This window comes from Enterococcus sp. DIV1368d, from assembly GCF_050542975.1.
GTDB lineage: Bacteria > Bacillota > Bacilli > Lactobacillales > Enterococcaceae > Enterococcus_D > Enterococcus_D casseliflavus.
Genome location: NZ_CP172939.1, coordinates 634,125 through 656,300, shown reverse-complemented (window position 1 = coordinate 656,300; position 22,176 = coordinate 634,125). Strand labels below are relative to the sequence as shown.

The following is a 22,176-nucleotide window of genomic DNA, read 5'->3' as shown; positions in this document are numbered from 1 at the left end:
TCACAACGATTGTCTGAAAAAAGCATGCAGCGGCTCTCGAAGCCTTCTTTTCAGGTCACTTTATTCGGACCTCGATTTTGTGATGCAGCGAATTCATCAACCAAATAGACTACTGCGAAAAGCAGATAAAGGAGAAAAGATATGATTTACAAAATTTATTACCAAGAAACAAAAGACCGCAACCCAAAGAGAGAACAAACCCACTCTTTGTACATTGAAGCAGACGATGCAGTGATCGCACGCCGTCTGGTTGAACAAAATACCCCATACAACATCGAGTTCGTTCAAGAACTAGATGAAAAACATTTAGCTTACGAAAAAGAAAACGCTGATTTCAAATTAGCGGAGTTTTAAGATGAAAGTTTCGCTGAAAAATAATGAGACTGGCGTATTCGGCGTCGGTGGACTTGGCGAAATCGGAAAAAACTGTTATGGGGTTCAATTCCAAGATGAGATCATCTTAATTGACGCGGGAATCAAATTCCCCGAAGATGAACTGCTTGGGATCGACTATGTCATTTCCGATTATAGCTACATCGTTCAAAATTTACCGAAAGTCAAAGGCTTGATCGTCACTCATGGTCACGAAGACCATATTGGCGGAATCCCTTACTTGTTGCGGGAAGCCAATATCCCAATCTATGCGGGACCCTTGGCACTTGCTTTGATCACCAACAAATTAGATGAGCATGGCTTATTGCGGGACGCGGAATTACACGAAATCAATGAAGATACGGTGATTCGTTTCCGTAAAACATCCATCAGCTTCTTCCGAACGACTCACAGTATCCCTGATGCTTTAGGTGTCGTTGTCAAAACGCCTTCTGGCAATATCGTCGCAACTGGCGATTTCAAGTTTGACTTTACGCCTGTGGGCGAACCAGCAAACTTGCACAAAATGGCAAAAATTGGTGAAGAAGGCGTCCTTTGCCTCCTTTCCGATAGTACCAATGCAGAAATTCCGACCTTTACCAAATCAGAAAAAACGATCGGCAGCTCGATCCAAAAGATTTTTGAAAAAATCGATGGTCGGATCATTTTTGCCAGCTTTGCCTCCAATATTTTCCGGCTCCAACAAGCTGCAGATGCGGCGGTTGCGACTGGACGTAAAATCGCCGTTTTTGGACGCAGTATGGAAAATGCGATCGTCAACGGACAGCGCCTTGGCTATATCAAGGTGCCAGATGGAACCTTTGTGGAATCTCATGAGATCAATCGTTTGCCTGCAAACGAAACCATGATCCTTTGTACGGGTTCTCAAGGAGAGCCGATGGCTGCTTTGAGTCGGATTGCCAACGGGACTCACCGTCAAATCCAAATTCACCCAGATGATACCGTGATTTTCTCAAGCTCACCGATCCCAGGAAATACCACGAGTGTCAATCAGCTGATCAACTTGTTGTTGGAAGCTGGCGCAAACGTGATCCATGGCAAATTGAACAACATCCATACTTCTGGTCACGGTGGCCAAGAAGAACAAAAACTGATGTTGCGTCTAATGAAGCCAAAATTCTTTATGCCTGTCCACGGGGAATTTCGGATGCTGAACATCCACACCCAGTTGGCACAAGATGTCGGTGTACCAAAAGAAAATTGTTTCATTATGGAAAATGGTGACATGTTGGCCTTAACAGCGGATACCGCTCGCTTGGCTGGTCATTTCAATGCCAATGATGTTTATGTTGACGGCAGCGGTATCGGTGATATCGGAAATGTCGTCTTACGGGATCGTCGCATTCTTTCAGAAGAAGGCCTCGTCTTAGCAGTCGCGACAGTCGATGTGGCGAAGAAAGAAGTCCTTGCTGGACCAGATATCCTTTCTCGCGGATTTGTTTATATGCGGGAATCTGGCGAGATGATCAACGAAGCACAGCAGATCCTCTTCCGTGCATTGCGGGAAGTCTTGAACCAACCAGACCCAACAGAACACAAATTAAGAGAAGCGATGTCATCGGCGTTACAGCCATTCCTATTTGAAAAAACCGAGCGTCATCCAATGATCCTTTCGATGATCATGACGCCGGACGATTTATAGTCTCACATGCGAGGGTAGTTCTCAGGTTACTGAGAACTACCCTTTTTCCTTTCCGTTATAAAAAGCAAAAAAAAGACCATCGAATCGATGGTCTTTTGGGGTTTTTGATTTCAAAGTGCTCTTACTGGCAGTTTGTTTGAAAGCTTACGCTTTGTTTACGTTAACTGCTTGAGGTCCACGATCAGAATCTTCCACGTCGAAAGTTACTGCTTGACCTTCTTCTAAAGTTTTGAATCCTTCACCTTGGATCGCTGAAAAGTGTACAAATACGTCTGTACCGTCTTCGCGAGAGATAAAACCAAACCCTTTTTCAGCATTGAACCATTTTACTGTACCTTGTTCCATTAAAAAAAACCTCCTCGTGCATAAGCACTTAATTGTGTGTAACATTGCCTTTGTGCGATAGAGGCCTAACGTGCGTTTCAACATCTATTCAGCAAACAAAATTACAATAATATTTTACACTTGCCCGTATTTTTTTGCAAGACAGACGATTAGACAATTCACCTTTATTTTTAATAATGTTCGCAAACTCGGCTTATTTTCACACGTCTTCCTGTTGCCACAGCCCCTCTTCTCGCAAACTGACATAGGCATTGTCGCCAATGATCAAATGATCCAATATGTCGATCCCCATCAAGTCTCCGCACTTGATCAAACGGCGTGTAAACAGCAGATCTGCCTCTGAGGCTTGGGGACTGCCGCTGGGATGGTTGTGGACGACGATCACTCGGGCGGCACTGTAGCGTACCGCCCAATGAAAAATCTCCCGTGGGTGAGCGATCGACTGATTCAACGATCCGATGAAGATGGTTTTTTTCTGAATGATCTCATTTTTCGTATTCAAATATAGCCCTAGTAAATGCTCTTGACGACAATCCTTCAACTCTTGGATCAACTGATGGGCGATCGCCATACTAGAGTTGACCTTACCGTACTTTGGTTGAGCGGAGCGCTGGATTCGCACACCTAATTCAACCATCGCTTTGATCTCGATGGCTTTGATTTGTCCGACGCCGCGAATTTCTTGTAATTCATCGATTGTCGCTTCTTTTAATTCATACAATTCTTCAAAACGATTCAAGACACTAGCCGCTAATTCCAGGACATTTAAGGGCCGTGAGCCAGTCCGCAACAAAATTGCCAACAGTTCTTGGTTCGAAAGGGCATCAACCCCGTATTGCACTAAGCGCTCTCGGGGAAACGAGCTTTGGGGAATCTCTGTTTCATTGATCATAAAAAAACTCCTTTGCGTCGGTCTAATAAGAAATACGCAAAGGAGGAACTATTTGATTACGATGCTTATTGAAAATCGTCATTAGAAAGAAAAAGCCGTTTCTAGAAAATCTGGGACATCCTCTAGTGATGGTAAGACTTTCAAGACTTTTTCTTCAATGATGGTCGTCGGCGCGATCAAATCGGGAATCATAATGACTGAGATCCCCGCCCCATGAGCAGCATGAATACCGTTAGCCGAATCTTCAAGGATCACCAATTCTTCTTTTGGTACCGCCAATAATGCGTGGGCTTTTTCAAAAATCTCAGGATCTGGTTTTGCCCGTGTGACATCATCAAAGCAGACGATCTCAGGAAATTCCGCCGTTAAGCCTGCTGCTTCCAGCAAGGTATCGATCACTTTGCGCTGGTTGCTAGACGCCAACACTCGGGGAATCTTTTTCTCATCAAGATAATGCAATAACTCGTGGATGCCCGGCTTCAATTCAGCCTCGCCCCGTTGGAACATTTCCAGCGTTTGCTGAAAAGCCGCTTGGATAAAGTCTTCGATCATTTGATGGCCAAAGGCTTCGTCGAATCGCTCATGGTAAGCTGCCCAGACTTCTTCATCCGAGACCCCCACATAAGCTAAGTACAACTCTTTTGTATAGGGAATCCCCATTTGATCCGCCACGATTTGAGTTGCTTGGTAATAGAGCAGCTCCGTGTCAAAAATCAAGCCGTCCATATCGAAAATCACACCACGTAACTTAGCCATTTCTTCCTCCTATTGCCAACAACAATTCACGAACTTCTGAAACAAAATACAACGATCCTGTCACCAGCAGCAAATCTTCATTGGTCATTTTTTCTAATAATTCTGCCAAGCCAAACTGCCATAAAGAGACGGTTGAGATTCGTTTTTCATCGAGTTCCTGATAGCCGTCTGCTAAATGCAATGCTTTGGGGAAATCAAAGGTCGTTAAATAAATCTCGGCTTGCGGAATTGCCAGCAATTGCTGAAGCATCTCATTGACGTTTTTGGTTTCTAAGGCTGAGAACAGCACATGGATGCGATAGTCGCTGAACTCTTCTTTCATCGTATCCACCAAGCGAGCCATGGCATGCACGTTATGGGCGCCATCGATGATCACCAGTGGTTCACTGCTGATTCGTTCCATTCGGGCGGGCCAATAGGCTTTTCTTAGCCCATTGCGAATTTCTTTAGCTGAAAATGGCAGCTGCCGTAGGTCGCAATACAGACTGTACAATTGGATCGCAACACCGGCATTTTCTGGTTGATGGCGGCCTAACATCGGTGTTTTCAAGCCTTTGATTTTGCCATGCTCATTTTCAAAATCAAACAATTCGCCCCACTCTTCATCAGGATGACGATAGGTCACACGGTACTCTTGCCCTGCATGATACGCAGGTGCCTGTGCTTCTGCAGCTTTCAAATCGATCACCGAAAGCGCACTTTCAACGATATTGCCAGTCACAAGGGGAATTTGTGGTTTAATGATCCCCGCCTTATGGGCAGCGATTTTTTCAATGGTATCGCCTAAGACATCCATATGATCCATGCCGATCGTCGTGATCGCTGTCACCATCGGGGAAATAACGTTGGTACTATCTAAAAGTCCCCCTAGGCCAACTTCCATTATCGCAACATCGACGTTTTTTTCTTCAAAATAGCCTAATGCCATGGCAGTAATGATCTCAAACTGAGTGATGCCCGTCAAGGTTTCATCACGATCGATTTCAGCAACCAGCGGCTGGATTTTTTCCACCCAAGCGACCAAATCCTCATCTGATATAAATTGTCCATTGATTTCGATCCGTTCATTGAACGCTTCAATGTGCGGGGAAGTAAAAGTCCCCACTTGCTGCCCAGCTTCTTCTAAAAGACTGCGCAAATAGCTGACGGTTGATCCTTTGCCATTCGTGCCGGCGATATGGATCATGGTTATGTTTTTTTCAGGATTGCCCATTCGTTTTAATAATGCTTCGACACGCATCAATCCGGGTCTTTGCCCAAATGCCAAACGCGAATGGATCCACGCTGTTGCTTCTTCGCTTGTCATCTCCTTCACCTCGCTCTTATTTTATCAAAAATCACACAGCTTTCCCAATTTCTTTCCTTTAAACGAGAAATTTGTTTGACGGTTTCTATCGATTACGCAAAAACAAGCATCTACAAGAGATGCTTGTTTGCAGACAGTCGACGCTTCCTATTGAATCGTGCGCAATTGCTCGATCCGTTCTTGGACTGCTTTTTGTTTTTCAAGATAATCGGCTTCTTTGCTGCGTTCTTGTGCTACGACTTCCTCTGGTGCATTGGCAACGAAGCGTTCATTTGCCAATTTGCCTTGTACCCGTTGAACTTCTTGGGTGAACTTCGCTAGTTCTTTCTCCAAACGCGCGATTTCTTCTTCAATGTTGATCAACCCAGCTAGCGGCAAGTAGATCGTCGCGCCTGATAGGATGGCTGACATCGCCAATTCAGGGGCTTGTAAGCTGTTAGAGATTTCTAGTTCTTCTGGATTACAGAAGCGTTCGATATAGTTTTTGTTGGCGATCAAGAATTCTTCGATCTCAGGCTCATTTGCTTGGATCAGCAAAGTGATTGGTTTCGAAAGTGGTGTGTTTACTTCTGCACGGATGTTTCGAACCGAACGAATCAATTCTTTCAACACTTCCATCCCTTGCGCCGCTTTTTCATCGGTCCATTCTGGTGCCACTTGTGGATACTCAGCAACAACTAATGATTCCCCTGTATGCGGCAGTTTGCTCCAGATTTCTTCTGTAACAAATGGCATGATTGGGTGCAACAAGCGTAAAATTTGATCAAGAACATGGACTAAGATGCTCTTATTGACTTGTTTCGCTGCTTCATTGTCACCGTATAAGGTTTCTTTCGACATTTCAATGTACCAGTCACAGAAATCATCCCAGATAAAGTTGTATAATTGACGACCCGCTTCCCCAAATTCGAAGCGTTCAAAAAGGTCAGTGACTTTTTCAATCGTTTCATTCAAGCGCGTCAAGATCCAACGATCCGCCACTGATTTTTCACCAGAAAAATCAATGTCTTCGGCAGTCATTTCGCTGACATTCATCAAGACGAAACGGGAAGCATTCCAAATTTTATTGATGAAGTTCCAAGCGGCATCCATTTTTTCATAGCTGAAACGCACGTCTTGTCCCGGTGCAGAGCCATTTGATAAGAACCAACGCAATGCATCAGCACCGTATTGTTCAATGACTTCCATCGGATCGATCCCGTTTCCAAGAGACTTACTCATTTTGCGACCTTGTTCATCACGGATTAATCCGTGGATCAAGACATTTTCAAATGGTCGTTTGCCAGTAAATTCCAAGCTTTGGAAGATCATACGGCTTACCCAAAATGCGATAATGTCATAGCCAGTCACTAATGTATTGGTTGGGAAGTAGCGTTGGAAATCTTCATTGTTTTCATCTGGCCACCCCATTGTTGAAAACGGCCATAAAGCAGAACTAAACCAGGTATCCAATACGTCTGGATCTTGCTGCCAATTTTCGGCATCCGCTGGCGCTTCAAGTCCTACATACATTTCTCCCGTTTCTTTGTGGTACCAAGCTGGGATTTGATGGCCCCACCACAACTGACGAGAGATCACCCAGTCATGGACATTTTCCATCCAACGTAAGAATGTTTGGTTGAAACGTGGCGGATAAAAGTCCACCGCATCGTCGGTTTCTTGGTTGTCGATGGCTTGTTTTGCTAATGGTTCCATTTTTACGAACCATTGTGTCGATAAACGAGGTTCGACTACTACGCCTGTCCGTTCTGAGTGCCCTACGCTATGAACCATTTTTTCGATTTTGATCAGACGACCTAACGCCTCTAAGTCTTTCACGATTTGCTTACGAGCAGCAAAACGATCCATGCCTGCATAAGTACCTGCTAAGTCGTTCATTGTTCCGTCATCATTCATGACATTGACCCGTGGTAGGTCATGGCGGTTACCGACCTCAAAGTCATTCGGGTCATGGGCAGGAGTGATTTTTACGACCCCAGTTCCAAATTCTTGGTCCACGTACTCATCTGCGATGATTGGGATCTCTTTATTGACCAAAGGCAAAATCACTTTTTTACCAATCAATGCTTGATAACGTTCATCTTCTGGATGAACCGCGACTGCTGTATCCCCCAGCATCGTTTCTGGACGAGTCGTTGCGATCTCCACCACACCGCTGCCATCTGCTAGTTCGTAAGACATATGGTAAAAAGCACCTTCGATGTCTTTGTGGATCACTTCAATATCAGATAATGCCGTGCGGGCTTGCGGATCCCAGTTGATGATGTACTCGCCACGATAGATCAAGCCTTTTTCATATAGCGTCACGAAAACTTTACGAACCGCTTCGGATAATCCATCATCTAACGTGAATCGTTCACGGCTATAGTCTAGAGATAAACCTAGTTTCGCCCATTGTTCCCGAATGTGACCGGCATATTCTTCTTTCCAATCCCATACTTGTTCAACGAATTTTTCCCGACCAAGGTCATAGCGAGAAATCCCTTGTTCCCGCAGCTTTTCTTCTACTTTGGCTTGGGTAGCGATCCCGGCATGGTCCATACCTGGTAACCATAAGGTGTCATACCCTTGCATCCGTTTTTGACGAATGATGATGTCTTGTAACGTGGTATCCCAGGCATGACCTAAGTGCAATTTTCCTGTTACGTTTGGTGGTGGAATCACGATAGAATAAGGTTTTGCTTCTTTGTTGCCGCTTGGTTTAAAACGGTCATGTTCTAACCAATCTTGGTAGCGCCCCGCTTCTACTTCTTGGGGATTGTACTTGGTGGATAGATTTTCAGTTTCTGTCATTGTTGGTCCTCCTAAAGTTACGTTTTTTAGACGTAATGGTTGGTGTGGTTTTTTTGTGCCTGTTGCTGGGTAAAGCGTGACAATGTTTGAATCGTTCAGGATGAGTGCAGTGGTAGAGATGATTATCCGTTGTTTGTTGACGCCTCGTTTGTTGTTCGTAAAAAGTACATTTCTTACAGAGGTCATGGCTCACTTCCGTGATCCTCTATTGTGTCTTAGGGCTTTTGGCAAACGATCTCGCTCGCTTCGTGAACCAATTTTGATGACTTCGAGTACTGTTCATCATCTATTCTGTCTTGCTCCGCAAGCCAATCGCAATGATTCCTAGTTTGGTTACTACGCTCCCTTTGGTCGCCTAGTACTGTTCATCATCTATTCTGTCTTGCTTCGCAAGCCAATCATAGTGATTCACAGCAAAAAGCGCCCTAATGCCGAGGCATTAGGGCGCTGATACGCGGTACCACCTAAATTGCAGATTGCTCTGCCACTTTGACGTGAGGTAACGTTCACGACGCGCTTGATCTTACTGTGCGGCTTTGTCTAAAAGAAACAAACCGTGGTTCGGATCAAAGACCTTCAAGCTACCTTTTCAGTGTCTGGGGAAGTCTTGCACCGACCGACTTCTCTCTGACCGCCAGGGTCACTGATACTCCTCTTGAACATTGTCTTGCTATCATAGATTCTTGTTTCATCTTGCTACATTCTACAATGAACTTTTTTGAAAGTCAATCAGAGGTTTGCTTTCGCAGCATCAATGGCTGCTTGATAATCCGGTTCGTGGGAGATCTCAGGCACGATCTCAACGTGTTGGATCACGCCTTCACGGTCTAAAACGAAAATTGCTCGGGCAAAATGACCGAAGTCTGGGATCATGATTTGATAGGCCTCACCGAAGGTATTCGCCGGATCATGAAGCATGATCATGTCAACACCTTCTTGGCCGCACCATTGCGCTTGTTCTTCTTTTGTATTGTTAGAGATCGTGACAAAATGGATGTCATCCAATTGACTTGCCTCTTGGTTGAAACGCTTGGTCTGCAATGCACAGACGCGTGTCACGATATCGGGAACCACGCTGATGATCGTTGGTTTTCCTAAAAAATCAGTCAGTGTGTATTCCTTGTCCTCTAAACTTTTCAAGCGAAAATCAGCTGCTTTATCCCCTACTTTTGGTTGGTTGCCAGGCATCTCATAAACCGTTTCTTTGCGTGTAACTTGCATAACATCTCTCCTATAGCATTTTCTCCCAGTATAAGAAAGATTGTCAAAAAACGAAAAGGATTTGCTCAGACTTTCGATTTTTGCGAGTAGGTCGTATCAAAAAAGATCAATGTTTGCAATTCTGTCGTCAAATCAATGTATTGGATATTGACATCTTTTGGCACGATGACGGGATCAGGGGCAAAATTTAAAATCGCTGTGATCCCAGCATCCACGATCGCATCGATCGCCATTTGTGAATAACGACTAGGAACGGTCGAAATCGCTACAGTGATCCCTTTTTCTGCTACGACTTCCGCCAATTGATCCATTCCATAGACATAACGCCCACTAATGGTCTGACCAATCATTTCTGGATCATTGTCAAAAACCGCGACCACGGAAAGATTTTCATTTCTGCGAAAATTGTTGTTGGCTAACGCTTTTCCTAAATTTCCATAACCAATCAAGGCGATTTTTTTCTCTTCATTGGTTTCTAAGATATAGCTCAATACCTCAATCAGATAAGGAACATCATAGCCATAGCCACTTCTGCCCAATTCTCCTAGATGAGAAAAATCTCGGCGGATCGTGGCTGAAGGAACTTGCGTGATTTCTGCAAACTCTTTCGATTTGATTCGCTGAATACCAGAGGCATCCAGTAATTTTAAGTGTCGTAAATAAGCTGGCAAACGTTTTGCCGTCGCTTTCGGAAGTTTTTTATCTCTTAATGCTTCCATCCTGTCCACCCTCCTTGTTAAATGATTCACATATTGAGTGTAGCATGTTCCATTTTCAATAGCAAGAAAATATTCACAAACTCTCTCACTCGATGAAAAACGACCACAAATGTTAAAAAACAGTTGTGGTCGTAGCATTAAACTCGGGGTTTTATTATAAAAATTCAGCGAATTCCGTTGCTGCTTTTTCTTGATTTGCCGTGATTGCTTCCAGTTTCAACCCAGCCATCGCCCGTTCCATCATCCCTTCGATATCGAGACGTTCTTCATATTGGTGGACCTTATCCAGTCTTGGGCGCGTCTTTGGTTGAGGAGGTGCAAAGATTGTGCAGCAATCCTCAAATGGCTGAACTGATAATTCAAAGGTATCAATGGCTTCGGCAACTTCAATGATTTCCAATTTGTCCATCGTTGCCACTGGGCGCACGATCGGCGTATTGGTTACTTCATTGATGGCGACCATGCTATGCAAAGTTTGTGAAGCCACTTGTCCTAATGATTCACCATTTAAGATGATCAAGCCATGACGAGCTTCCCGAATCGCATCCGTCAAACGCAACATCATCCGACGGGTGATGGTCATCCAATAGCCTTGTGGCACACGATTTTTGATTTCTTCTTGGATTTCTGTAAACGGAACTTCGATAAACTGGATGCTTCCCACATAAGGCGCAAGCTTCTTCGTTAAATCTTTGGCTTTTTGCAACGCTTGTTCACTCGTATAAGGAGGACTTGCGAAATGGACCGCTTCGATCTCAACGCCGCGTTTCATGGCAAAGTAGCCTGCAACTGGCGAATCGATACCGCCAGAAAGCATCAACATTCCCTTTCCACTGGTGCCCACTGGCAGCCCAGCGGCTCCTTGGATCGTTTCATAAGACAAATAAGCGCCATCGATCCGTATTTCTACACGCAAATTGATGTCTGGTTTTTTCATTTGGACTTTGATATCAGGAAAACGGTCGATCACCGCATTCCCTAAGGTCAAATTCAACTGATTGCTATCTTGCACAAACGAATGATCACTGCGCTTGGCTGTGATTTTGAAGGTCTCAACGCCCGTATAGATCTCTGCCATGACGTCTTGAACGGCTTTCTTTAATACTTCGATATCTTTTTCGACCCGAATGCTGGGGGAAAAGTTTTGAATCCCAAAGACTTTTTGCAGCTTAGGAATGATCTCTTGGCTATTTTCACCGTTCAATAGCAAGTGCATGCGATCTCGCTCGGCATGAACTTTGACATGGGGATAATCTGCTAAGGTACGTTTGACGTTTGAAGCTAATTGCATAATAAAACTACGACGATTTTTGCCCTTTGTTGACAGTTCGCCATAACGAACCATGATTTCTGAATAATTCACGAGAAAACTCCTTTGATTTGGATTGATTTTATAGTGGTCTGTCGTGCTTAATTGATTTTCGAAAATTTTTGGTACAACTGGTGGAAGACGATCAGAAACTGCTCGACTTCTGCCATTGTATTGCTCTCATCTAAACTGATACGAACAGCCGATGTTGCTAACTGTTCTGGAACGTGCATCGCATGAAGCGTACTGCTGGCCATCTTTTTACGGGAGGAACAAGCGCTCGTCGTCGAAAGATAGATCTGCTTTTCTTCAAAGGCATGGACTAAGACTTCTCCTCGGATCCCTTTTAATGAAAAACAAAGTATGTGCGGCGCAAACCCTTCTGTGCCAGAAAAAAGCGTGACTTTCTCGTACCCAGCCAGTGCTTCTTGCAAATAGCCTTTTAGTAATTGAACATGGTTCGGCTTTTCAGCCTTTTGTTCTGTCGCTAAACGTAGGGCTTTTGCCATAGCAACGATTGCTGGCACATTTTCGGTACCGCTGCGCTGGTTTTGCTCTTGCCCACCGCCGGTCATCAATGGCGCCAGCTTACGGCCTTGTTTCCAATAGATAAAGCCTGCGCCACGAGGTCCATGAAATTTATGCGCAGAGAACACGGCAAAATCGACCCGCTCATTGAACCATTGTTCTTGCGGGACCTTTGTGATGGCTTGGACGGCATCTACATGGAAATGGATCGTTGGATGGTCCGCTAGCACAGCTGCGATCTCATGGATCGGTTGGATCGACCCTACCTCATTATTGACCGCCATCACCGAAACCAAAATCGTTTCTTTGCGAATCATGTTTGCTAATTCAGACACGTTGACAAAGCCTTGGGCATCGACAGGCACAACACTGACTTCAAACCCTAACTCGGCTAATTGAGCCGCTGTTTCACTGACGGCAGGGTGTTCAATACTGGAAATAATCAGGTGATTCCCATAGGCTTTTTTCGCTAAAGCAGACCCTTTGATGACCCAGTTGTCTCCTTCAGTTCCCCCACTGGTAAATGCGATCTCTTTGGAAGAAACGTTTAACAGATCGGCGATCTGCTGACGAGATTGCTGCAGCAGGCGATTGGCTTGATTTCCTAAATCATGCAGGCTTGAGGGATTGCCGATGATTCGCTGACTGACTTGGACATATGTATTTAAAGCTTGTGGATAAATAGCGGTTGTTGCACTGTTGTCAAAATAGATCAATGATAGGACCCTTTCTCTAAAAAAATTCTTTCCCATTATAACTGCTCTTGGGCTGAGTTTCAAGGTGACTCGCTGGCTTTGCCTTTTTTTAAAGGAAACTTTTCCTTCCTTCGTAAGCGGTACTCATGCAGCGAGCCATTCTTTCCATGAAAAAAGCCAGTCAGTTTTTCACTGCTGGCTTTCGTATTATACTAAGTCGCGGTTATTGAAGTAGAAGTTTTCGATCCGTTTGAAGGCACCTGGTTCTACTCGTTCCAACGCTGTGCCGATTTCATCTAGCGCATCTTGATAGCGATATTCTTTACTAAACAAGTAAAGTGATTTGTCGATCGCTGCCTTGATATCTGGATGAGAATGACGATAGCGGTTGGCATATTGCATCATTTGCTCAGTCAATGCCGCAGCATCCACTAAGTCTTTTGTTTGTTCATCTAAAAGATCAAGATCTTCTTCACAGACAGAAACCAATTTATTGATTTCTTGCATGTTGATGCGAATCTTGTTCAATTCTTTGCCTAATTCTTCGACACGATCCGTTGCCACGAAGAAGAATTCTAAATACTCGCCTGGCAAACCAGGTAAGCGTTGTTTCTCAACAAACCGTTTCAAGTTGCGTAGACGGAATTCGAAGCTTTCCACTTTTTCTTGTGCAACTTTTTCGCCCCGACGTAATTCCGCAAGAGAATCATCGATTTCAACTTGCTGGCTTTCCACATCATCCAAAATCTTGTAGGCATCTTTGTAGAAGCTTTGCACTTCTGAATAAGGAATCTCATGTTTTTCCAATTTCGGTAAGTACTCGTTGTTGCGGCGAGCCAATTCGTCCACTTCGGTTTGGAAGCCGCGGACGCGACCCAATTCATTATGATTCAAAGTATAGCTTTGTGCCGTATGATCCAACTCGATCAACAACTGACGGTTGTTCTTCGTTGCGTGGTCAATGTAGTCTTCGATGATCTGACGATTTTTCATGACATATTTCTTGGCATTGATCTCACGTTCCATCACCGTATACAAGGCATCAATATCACTTGCAGTATCACGGCTTGCCACTTCAACGGAAGCGACTTCTGTTTTCGCTAGATCGTTCATGGAGTTTTCAACCCGTTTTTTCACACGGTTGATTTCTTCTTGGAAGTTTGCTTCTGGGAACACATATTTTTGTTCTAATAATTTTTTATAACCCTCTTGGATTTCTTTCAACTGATCAGGGAAGGTACGATTTAATTCTTCGTACGCCGCTGGGATCCGTTTCATTAAGTCTTCCACTTCATAGGTGTGTTTTTCCGCTTGGTCTAACACTTCCCGTGCTTCCACAGGATCGCCTGAAGTATTTAAGGTAACAAATTGGGTGAACTCAATTTCAATGTTTTTGATTTGTTTTTGCAGCTCATTGTAAGCAGGACCAAATTCTTCGCCTTGATCCCGCAGCTTCTTCTTCAAGTCTTCGTAAACGTCCAGCGCTTTTTGAACTTCCAGTGAATTTCGTTCTTCACTTTCTCGTAATTCTTTCAAGCCTGCGCGAATCTCTTCCACTTGGCGTTCCATCTCGTCCATGGTCGCTTCGGCTTGAACGATCGCCCCTTTTGCTTTGAAAAAGCGGATGCGTTCGTTCAGCTCTTCCACTTCAAAGATTTGACTTTCAAGTTCAGCAAAAGATTTTGTGGAGATATCTGTCCATTGTTGGTTCCACTCACGGAAGGTGTTTTGACTTTGACCAACCAAGTGCATTCTTTTTACTTCATCGACTTCTTCGATCACCGGCAAGTCAAACAGATTTTCTTTGCGTTTTTCCAAGTCATTCAGCTTTTCTTGGTTTTTCTTCCGCATGAAAAAGCCAATTGCATACAAGACCGCTGCGATGATGATGATGGCAATGACAATTCCAAAGATGATATTAGTTCCCATTTTGTGGTTCCTCCAATTTTCAAATATACATGTTTCGTCTAAAACCTGCTGATCAGCAGATTGATTGATAAGTTCGTTGAGTATAAAAAGGACAGATAGTCCCTTTATAAAAAAGCATCTACGCTAGATTATAGCATAAAGAAAAAAATCAAGCATTAGATTGAGGCAAAAAAGATCGACTTTTTTCGCATCGAATAAAATAAATCACGGCTTTTCCAGCGATAATGAAAACAAATCGTGAAATTTACATCAACAAGTGACTTTTTTTCTGATTTTTCCGATTTTTTTCAAGAAACCGCTTGATTTCTCCCTATTGAAACTGTACTCTAGTAAAAAGCTTGAACAGGAGTAATGTCAAATGAAAGTAGCGAAATTCGGAGGCAGTTCCCTTGCCTCAGCCGAACAAGTCGAAAAAGTTGTTGCGATAATTGAAAGTGATCCTAAAAGACGGTTTGTTGTTGTTTCAGCGCCTGGTAAGCGTTCCAGCGACGATCAGAAAGTCACCGATCTGTTACTAGCTGTCTGTACCCGTCTGTGTGCCCAAGAAGAAATCACTGATTTAATAGAAGAAATCTATGCCCGCTATACAGCGATCGCCGCCCCCTTTGGTATCGAACAAGTCCATTTAGACCGCATCTGGCAATCATTGGCGGCTTTTCAAACACTGCCTACCCAAGACAATCCGCATCTTTATGATACAGTCTTGGCAAGCGGCGAAGACAACAACGCCAAATTGATCGCAGGGATTTTACAAAGCCGTGGGTTAGCTGCTCGCTACATGAATCCGCAAGAACTTGGGCTGCTGGTGACGGATGAACCTCAAAACGCCCGTATCTTGAACAAGTCGTACGCCAAGATTGCACAATGGCGCGACAGTCCTGAAATCTTAGTGATTCCTGGCTTCTTTGGCTACACAGAAGCGGGCGAGATCTGTACCTTCTCTCGAGGAGGATCAGATATTTCTGGTGCCATCGTGGCGGCTGGTCTGCAAGTAGAATTGTACGAAAACTTTACCGATGTCGATGGGATTTTTTCTGCTCATCCAGGCTATGTTCATCATCCAGAGTCCATCAAAGAAGTGACCTACCGAGAAATGCGAGAGCTGTCTTATGCAGGCTTTACTGTGTTGCACGATGAGGCCTTGATGCCTTCATACCATGCGAAAATTCCCGTGGTGATCAAAAACACCAATAATCCAAGTCATCCTGGTACCTTGATCACCAACCAGAGAGACAATTTGGATCAGCCCGTGATCGGCGTTGCCAGTGACGAAGGCTTTTGTATGATCTATATCCGCAAATACTTGATGAACCGCGAAGTTGGGTTCACGTTACGGGTCTTAGAGATTTTCCGTGAATTTGATTTAAATTATGAACACATGCCTTCAGGAATCGATGATATCTCGATCATTATGCGCTCCAACCAGTTGAATCCAGTATTGGAAGAAGAACTGCTGCGCAAGATCGCCTACGAGATCGATCCCGATGAACTGCGAATGACCCACGATCTATCCATGGTCGTCGTCGTTGGTGAAGGAATGCGTCAACGAGTCGGGATCACTGCCGACAGTACCGCTGCCCTTGCGCGGAAAAATATCAACTTAGAGATGATCAACCAAGGGTCCTCTGAGGTCAGCATCATGTTCGGTATCCACAAAGAACAAGAAAAAGCCGCTGTCAGAACCCTTTACTACACTTTCTTTGATTAAACCAAACGTGCCAGTTGCACCACTCCTTTTGCTGATAAGCAATCGGAACGGGCAACTGGCACGTTTGGTTTTTATTCTGACGATTCTTGGGCTTGTTTTTGTGCCAATTGGCGGTTGATTTCTGCCTTGATTCGCGGTTCAGGAGCAAACCGTTCTTCCCAATCGCTCGGCTTCATGACTTTGTGGGTCTCAGGATCATAATGAGGCTGCCCATCTGGAAAAAGTTTCCCCATGTTGGCGTCATGAACGATAGCCAGAATCGGCGCTGGATCGACCCCTAACAGTGAAAACGAGCCATAGGTAAAATACAGTAGATCACAAAGCGCATCGACTTGTTCTACTAGAGAATCACTGACAGGCTGTTGTTTGGCAGCCAGCTTGGCTTGGGCTTGATCGATCGCTTGATGCAAATGCTCCAGACCTGCTTGAAAGGTCTCTTCGTCATTGTTGCTGGCAGCATAAAGGAACTCAACTAATTCTTCAATTTTAAAACCAGCACGAAACTGGGCTTTTTCCGCTGAAAAAGCTTGTGGATATGGCGGTCGCGTTGGATCAAAGGTTTTATGGAACTCTTCCGTCATTTCAAATGGACTCATTTTGCTCGCTTCTTTCTGCTTTTTCTCATGGTTCTGTTTCATGGTTCTGCGCTGTCTTCTACGTTGCGTCATAGATTGGCTACTTGCCTATTTTTTTCATTCCCTGGCTTTGGCATCCTCGGCAATGATGCCAAAATGGATCAAGGCTTTCTTGATGCCGTCATGATCGTTGGTATCCGTCACAAAGTCAGCGCTGGCTTTGGTGATGGGCTGGGCATTGCCCATCGCAACCCCGATCCCCACGCCTTCTAACATTTCCACATCATTAAAATGATCCCCAAATGCCATCGCTTCTTCCATCGCGATCCCTTCATAGGCCAAAAACTCTTTGATGCCTTTGATTTTCGAACCGTTTTTCGGCACGATGTCAACAGAATAGGCATTGGATCGCTTAAAATCACATTGCGGCAGCTTGGAGCGTAATTTTTCGCGCTCTGATTCAGGGCTCAGCATAATGCACTGATAGATGGGCTCTCGTAAAATATCCAACGATTCATAGCGTTTGGCGTTGCGATTGGGACTAAAGCGCTGCAAGACTTTCTTTAAAAAACCGACGGGAAATTTTTTCGGTACATAGCGCAAGTAGCGCTGCATAACGGGTGATTGGCTTAAACGGATCGTCAAGCTGCCAGCCACTTGGGTTTCTCCGCCAAACATGACTTGGCGGTAATTTTCATCTGCGTATTCTACGATCGCTTCCAGCGTTTGTTTTGGAAAAGGTTTAGCATAAATCAAGTTTTCCTTCGTGTAGACATATTGGCCGTTATAGGTGATAAACATGTCTAACGACAAGTAATCGATCACCTTCTCTAAATCAACCGGACCACGTCCGGTGGCAATGCCGCAGAGGACGCCATTGGCTTGGGCTTGTTTGATGGCTTCACGGGTACTGGCAAGCGCCTTGCCGTTGCTGGCAATCAGCGTGCCATCAATATCAAAAAAGATTGCTTTTATCATATGACTCCTCAAAATAATTTCAACTGATTAGGATTTAATGCTTCGTAATCGATCTGCAGCGCATCGATCAATGCGCGGGCATTGTCAGCGGCATCACGACCGGCATTATTATTGAAGACCACTGCGACTTCTTTGGCATTGGCTTCGATGGCTTGGACTGCGTGTTTTAACTCCGTTAGTTCGGCTTGGTCATAGCGATACAAGGTCCGAAGATTTTTGGCATCTGGTCCCGTCGCTGTCCAGCCGCTGTCGTTGCGTCCGTGAAAACGGCACAGGACAAACGCGGGATTGGTCACGGTTGGATCAAGGGGAATGGTGGTCGATAGCTTTTTTGGCTGATCAACAACTACTAAGGAAAACTGCTTTCGCTTCATATAATCGATCATTCCCGAATAAAGTTTCGGCTGATACCAGCTGCTGTCTCTCAGCTCGATCGCCACTGGGTAGCCCGCAAACCATTCTCGCACTTGGTCTAAATAGGCGACATTTTCTTTCGTACATTTAAAGCTGTTGGGAAACTGCGCCAATAGGCAAAAGAGTTTGCCTGCTTCTACCATTGGCGCGATCGCTTCTTTATAAAGCTGCAGTGCTTCGGTCATGGTCAACTGATCTGGCAAATCCCCTTGGGTGGTCACACTTTGATGGACTTTCAACACAAAGCGGAAATTTTCGGGAATCTGGGTCAACCAGTTGCGCACGTCTTTTTCTTTTGGCAAAAAATGATAGGTGGTATCCAGCTCAACTAACGGAAAATAACGGGCATACTCAAATAATTTCGAGTTTTTTCTTTGCACGAGACTGCCATGTTCACTAAATGTGGTACAACCAATTCGAATCATTTTTTCCCATCGCTCCTTGTTTTCTTATTTTAATAGTATACAATAGTTTTGAGTTAAGAGTAAATAAATCATTGCAGGTGATGAAAAAATGAAACGAATTCTCGTGTTGCACACTGGCGGCACCATCGCCATGAAAGAAGACACCCTGACAGGCGGCGTCAGCCCTGATGTCAGCAATCCGCTGATGGATGCACCGATCCACATTGACGACGATGTTGAATTGATCGTCGAAGACATTTTTAACATTCCCAGTCCTCATATGACCCCAAAAGAAATGCTGCAGTTGAAAGAACGTATCCAGCTGGCGCATTTAAGCGGTGTCGATGGGGTCGTGATCACTCACGGAACCGATACGCTGGAAGAAACAGCCTTCTTTTTAGATACCACAATCGGCGGTCAGTTACCGATCGTGGTGACTGGCGCCATGCGCTCAAGTAATGAAATCGGCAGTGACGGGCTTTATAACTTTGAAAGTGCGATTCGGGTGGCGAAATCACCTGATGCCTTAGGAAAAGGCGTCTTAGTCGTCATGAACGATGAGATCCATTCCGCACGTTATGTTACGAAGACCCACACCACCAATATTGCGACGTTCCGCACCCCGACATTAGGTCCGATCGGCTTAGTCACAAAGCACCGTATCTTGTTCATGCAAGAGCTGTTAAATAACCGCCATTTGGATGTTGATCGTGTCGATGGTCTGTTTCCGATCGTCAAAGCCTATGCGGGAATGACTGGGGAATTGTTCGATGCTTTAGCCGACTCGCTGATCGATGGACTAGTGATCGAAGCTTTAGGCGCTGGCAATCTGCCGCCGCAAACCATAGAGCCTTTGAAAAAACTGATCGCTAGAAACATTCCAGTCGTCTTAGTTTCTCGCTGCTTCAACGGCGTTGCCGAGCCGGTCTATGACTACTTAGGCGGCGGGATCGAATTGCAGGCTCTTGGGGTGATTTTCTGCAATAGCATCAATAGCCAAAAAGCCCGCATCAAATTGCTAATAGCAAAAAACCGTGGGTTGACCATGGATGAACTGCCTGATTTCATGGAGAATTAACCAAACAAAAACCCTTTTGCCATTCCGCTAACGGAGGCAAAAGGGTTGTTTTATTTTTCTCGCCAAGTAAAGATGGCTTCGCAGTAAGTATCCTCACCGATCTTGATCTCGTGGATCGTTTGCAGCGGCACAGCCTCGCCGGCTTCATCGACTGTCTTCTCATTGATTTGAAAATGGCTTTCGATCAAATGGCCGTAAGCCACTTCCCGATCAAACCGGATCGTCACTTGTGTCACTTCATGTTTTGTTAAAACCTCATAGCCTAAGACGTCCATCAGCCAATTGAAATACATGGCATTGTTGACATGCTGATTGCTATCAATATCGTAGAAACGCACCCGATACGGCAAAAATTGTCCTTGCGTGATAGGGGTGATCTTCGGGTAGCGTTTGATTCGCTTGATTTTTTCACTGCCAAAAGGCGCCACGATCTCATCTGGTACACTGCTGACTTTGCGCGTCTCAGGGTCCATCAACGCAAAAACCGCCTCGATTTTGACCAGTTCCGTTCCATCTTCTGCCAATAACCAAAAGTAACGGTAGCAGAAAAACTTATTGTATTCTCTCGCCTGGGTCGCCACTTGAATCTGCTCCCCTACGCGCGGCAAACGAGTCACCGTTATGTGATAGCTGGTAATGATCCAGGTCAAGCCATAACTAGCGATGACTTCTGGTCCGCGGTTTAACGCCGCACTTTGTTCTTCTGATGTCTTGATGGCGATGCCTAGCATGGCTGGAAACGTCATCGTTTGGTTGACATCACATTCATAATACGCCACTTCATGCGTGGTTTGATACTTTGCTGCCATAGTTCTAATTGCCTCCTAAAAACGACTCAATAGTTCATCGACACTTGGTCCATAGCTTTCGCCAAACTGATTCAAATGGACCAATAAATAATACAATTGATACACTGGCAGTCGCTCTTGCCAATCCTCATCTAATGGATAGACTTCTTGATAGCCTTCCAAAAATTCCTGACGAAAACCACCGAAGAGCTGGGACATCGCAATATCCATTTCTCGATCCCCATAAGCGACTGCTGGATCAAGAAACACTGGTTCTCCTTGCTGATCGAACAGCACATTCCCCCGCCAAAAATCACCGTGTAATAAAGCAGGTGTGACGCTGCGATCACGCCAATTTTCATGCAAAAATTCTTTCAAACGCAGATAAGCAGCTTCCCGTTTGGCATGCCAGCGGTTACCCAGCTTCGCTAATTCGACTTGCACATCCAAACGGCAGACTGTGTAAAAATCAAGCCAATCGGTGGTTTTCGGATTGACTTGCGGCAAAAAGCCGATGTAATTGTCTTCGTAAAACCCAAAAGACTCCTGTGTCTGCTGATGAAGCCGAGCCAAGCTTTGACCTAAGCGTCGCTGCTGTCCTTCCCCACCATCGATCCATTCCATCAATAAAAATGCCCTCTCTTCAGTCTGACCGAGACGTTCGATTTTTGGCACCCGCACGAAAGGGGCTAATTCAGCTAAGCCGTTGATCTCTGCTTGAAAGAACACCGATGAAACATGAGGATGGGTCTTTAAAAAATAGCGATTTTCTGCTGTAGTGAAACGATACGTTTGATTGACATCCCCACCACTGATGGGCGTCAGCGAGCCGGTCATCCCGATTGCTGCGAACAATGCTTCCTCCATACGGATCTCCCTTTCTTTACTCAGTCAGTTGGGCATTCAAATACGCTTGCTCTTCTTTCGTCACCCCTAGTCCCTGCAGGAGATACTGATCAACCGAACCGAAGTGCTGATCGATCGCAGCCAAGCTTTCATCAAGAAAACTCTCTTTGGCACTCATCAAAACCGTGATCGCCGTTAACAGCTCTTGCGGCAAATGCTGGGTCATTGGGGCAAATTTTTCTTTTAGCATTGGCGCTAAATAGCGATTGGTTGCTAAATAATCTTCTTTGATCGTCGTTGGTGCCACCGCCAACACATGGAGCAATAAAAAGGCGCCAAAGCCTGTGCGATCTTTGCCAGCGGTACAGTGGAACAAGGTGGCACCTTCGCCTTCCGCATTGGCGATCACATGATCAAAAAACTGCCGATATTGTTGGCGGGCATAGTCGCTTTCAACAAAGTGACGGTAGACTTTTTTCATCTGCTCTTCGGCATCTTCCCCATCTTCCAAGCGCTGCTTCAAGCTTTCTGGCGACAAGGAAACCATCGTTTCGTCTTCTTTAAAAATAGGTAAAAAAAGCTGCTTTGCTGTGGCGATTGGTCGATCAGGCTGTGCATTGGCTTCAGCGATGGAGCGAAAATCAATGACCTGATTGACCCCATAGTTTGCCAGTACTGCTTGATCTGAAGCAGTCAATTCATTGATCGCCGCACTGCGGATCAATTTTTTTCGTTTGATCGTCGTGCCGTTTGTCGTTTGATAGCCGCCAAGTTCTCTGACGTTTGCTGCTCGTTCTAGTTGAATCAATTGTGTCATTGCTTATCCCTCCCGCGATGTTCTAGTTAAAAGTATAGCA

20 protein-coding genes and 1 other annotated feature are annotated in these 22,176 nt (G+C 44.9%); of the genes, 4 read left to right on the top strand and 16 right to left on the bottom strand.

Features of this window, described 5'->3' with window-relative positions; genetic code table 11:
* Window positions 1-141 precede the first annotated feature (141 nt).
* Both IGJ44_RS03060 and rnjA read left to right on the top strand, forming a co-directional pair.
* Window positions 142-354, top strand: coding sequence for a DNA-directed RNA polymerase subunit epsilon (locus IGJ44_RS03060; protein ID WP_005225157.1), 213 nt, complete (start codon window positions 142-144; stop codon window positions 352-354).
* A 1-nt stretch (window position 355) separates the two neighbouring features.
* Window positions 356-2,035, top strand: a complete 1,680-nt coding sequence (gene rnjA, locus IGJ44_RS03055; RefSeq protein ID WP_005225156.1) for a ribonuclease J1 — start codon at window positions 356-358, stop codon at window positions 2,033-2,035.
* 144 nt (window positions 2,036-2,179) lie between these two features.
* Here rnjA and IGJ44_RS03050 read toward each other — a convergent pair whose 3' ends face one another.
* The 10 genes from IGJ44_RS03050 to ezrA all read right to left on the bottom strand — a co-directional run bounded on the left by IGJ44_RS03050 (window position 2,180) and on the right by ezrA (window position 14,528).
* A complete protein-coding gene (locus IGJ44_RS03050; RefSeq protein ID WP_005225155.1) occupies window positions 2,180-2,380 on the bottom strand; it encodes a cold-shock protein in 201 nt (66 codons plus the stop codon).
* A 199-nt stretch (window positions 2,381-2,579) separates the two neighbouring features.
* Window positions 2,580-3,272 carry a RadC family protein gene (gene radC, locus IGJ44_RS03045; protein ID WP_167827225.1) on the bottom strand — a complete coding sequence of 231 codons (693 nt, stop codon included), beginning with the start codon at window positions 3,270-3,272 and terminating at the stop codon, window positions 2,580-2,582.
* Window positions 3,273-3,353: 81 nt separating this feature from the next.
* Window positions 3,354-4,028: an HAD family hydrolase gene (locus IGJ44_RS03040; protein ID WP_167827226.1), complete on the bottom strand. Its 675-nt coding sequence runs from the start codon at window positions 4,026-4,028 to the stop codon at window positions 3,354-3,356.
* The gene (locus IGJ44_RS03035; RefSeq protein WP_167827227.1) at window positions 4,021-5,334 is read right to left on the bottom strand and encodes a bifunctional folylpolyglutamate synthase/dihydrofolate synthase; all 1,314 of its coding nucleotides are present in this window, start codon (window positions 5,332-5,334) and stop codon (window positions 4,021-4,023) included. The genes IGJ44_RS03040 and IGJ44_RS03035 overlap by 8 nt, the downstream gene beginning before the upstream one ends.
* A 147-nt stretch (window positions 5,335-5,481) precedes the next feature.
* Window positions 5,482-8,127, bottom strand: coding sequence for a valine--tRNA ligase (locus tag IGJ44_RS03030; protein WP_016611927.1), 2,646 nt, complete (start codon window positions 8,125-8,127; stop codon window positions 5,482-5,484).
* A 437-nt stretch (window positions 8,128-8,564) separates the two neighbouring features.
* Window positions 8,565-8,799, bottom strand: a binding site (T-box leader).
* A gap of 57 nt (window positions 8,800-8,856) precedes the next feature.
* Window positions 8,857-9,348 carry a thiol peroxidase gene (gene tpx, locus IGJ44_RS03025; protein WP_010747457.1) on the bottom strand — a complete coding sequence of 164 codons (492 nt, stop codon included), beginning with the start codon at window positions 9,346-9,348 and terminating at the stop codon, window positions 8,857-8,859.
* Window positions 9,349-9,413: 65 nt separating this feature from the next.
* The gene (locus tag IGJ44_RS03020; protein WP_005225148.1) at window positions 9,414-10,067 is read right to left on the bottom strand and encodes a redox-sensing transcriptional repressor Rex; all 654 of its coding nucleotides are present in this window, start codon (window positions 10,065-10,067) and stop codon (window positions 9,414-9,416) included.
* A 154-nt stretch (window positions 10,068-10,221) separates the two neighbouring features.
* The gene (gene thiI / locus IGJ44_RS03015; protein ID WP_005225147.1) at window positions 10,222-11,430 is read right to left on the bottom strand and encodes a tRNA uracil 4-sulfurtransferase ThiI; all 1,209 of its coding nucleotides are present in this window, start codon (window positions 11,428-11,430) and stop codon (window positions 10,222-10,224) included.
* 47 nt (window positions 11,431-11,477) lie between these two features.
* Window positions 11,478-12,620, bottom strand: coding sequence for a cysteine desulfurase family protein (locus IGJ44_RS03010; RefSeq protein WP_074934654.1), 1,143 nt, complete (start codon window positions 12,618-12,620; stop codon window positions 11,478-11,480).
* Window positions 12,621-12,806: 186 nt separating this feature from the next.
* On the bottom strand, window positions 12,807-14,528 hold the full coding sequence (gene ezrA, locus IGJ44_RS03005; RefSeq protein WP_005225145.1) for a septation ring formation regulator EzrA: 1,722 nt from the start codon (window positions 14,526-14,528) through the stop codon (window positions 12,807-12,809).
* A 358-nt stretch (window positions 14,529-14,886) separates the two neighbouring features.
* Between ezrA and IGJ44_RS03000 the strand changes: the two genes are divergently transcribed.
* On the top strand, window positions 14,887-16,236 hold the full coding sequence (locus IGJ44_RS03000; protein ID WP_005237529.1) for an aspartate kinase: 1,350 nt from the start codon (window positions 14,887-14,889) through the stop codon (window positions 16,234-16,236).
* Between the two features lie 71 nt (window positions 16,237-16,307).
* On the opposite strand, the gene IGJ44_RS02995 is transcribed toward IGJ44_RS03000, so the two are convergent.
* From IGJ44_RS02995 to IGJ44_RS02985, 3 genes are all read right to left on the bottom strand, one after another.
* A complete protein-coding gene (locus tag IGJ44_RS02995; RefSeq protein WP_034695349.1) occupies window positions 16,308-16,832 on the bottom strand; it encodes a haloacid dehalogenase in 525 nt (174 codons plus the stop codon).
* 96 nt (window positions 16,833-16,928) lie between these two features.
* Window positions 16,929-17,789 carry a Cof-type HAD-IIB family hydrolase gene (locus tag IGJ44_RS02990; protein WP_123834029.1) on the bottom strand — a complete coding sequence of 287 codons (861 nt, stop codon included), beginning with the start codon at window positions 17,787-17,789 and terminating at the stop codon, window positions 16,929-16,931.
* Window positions 17,790-17,797: 8 nt separating this feature from the next.
* The gene (locus IGJ44_RS02985) at window positions 17,798-18,628 is read right to left on the bottom strand and encodes a DUF72 domain-containing protein (protein WP_167827228.1); all 831 of its coding nucleotides are present in this window, start codon (window positions 18,626-18,628) and stop codon (window positions 17,798-17,800) included.
* A gap of 88 nt (window positions 18,629-18,716) precedes the next feature.
* Here IGJ44_RS02985 and IGJ44_RS02980 point away from each other — a divergent pair, with 88 nt between their 5' ends.
* The gene (locus IGJ44_RS02980) at window positions 18,717-19,685 is read left to right on the top strand and encodes an asparaginase (RefSeq protein ID WP_005225140.1); all 969 of its coding nucleotides are present in this window, start codon (window positions 18,717-18,719) and stop codon (window positions 19,683-19,685) included.
* A gap of 50 nt (window positions 19,686-19,735) precedes the next feature.
* On the opposite strand, the gene IGJ44_RS02975 is transcribed toward IGJ44_RS02980, so the two are convergent.
* From IGJ44_RS02975 to IGJ44_RS02965, 3 genes are read right to left on the bottom strand one after another with little or no spacing between them, the layout of a single operon-like run.
* On the bottom strand, window positions 19,736-20,494 hold the full coding sequence (locus IGJ44_RS02975; protein ID WP_430606087.1) for an acyl-ACP thioesterase domain-containing protein: 759 nt from the start codon (window positions 20,492-20,494) through the stop codon (window positions 19,736-19,738).
* Between the two features lie 15 nt (window positions 20,495-20,509).
* Window positions 20,510-21,340 carry a fructosamine kinase family protein gene (locus IGJ44_RS02970; protein WP_167827229.1) on the bottom strand — a complete coding sequence of 277 codons (831 nt, stop codon included), beginning with the start codon at window positions 21,338-21,340 and terminating at the stop codon, window positions 20,510-20,512.
* Window positions 21,341-21,356: 16 nt separating this feature from the next.
* Entirely contained in the window at window positions 21,357-22,136 is a 780-nt protein-coding gene (locus IGJ44_RS02965) for a tyrosine-protein phosphatase (protein ID WP_010747448.1), read from the bottom strand.
* Window positions 22,137-22,176: the final 40 nt, after the last annotated feature.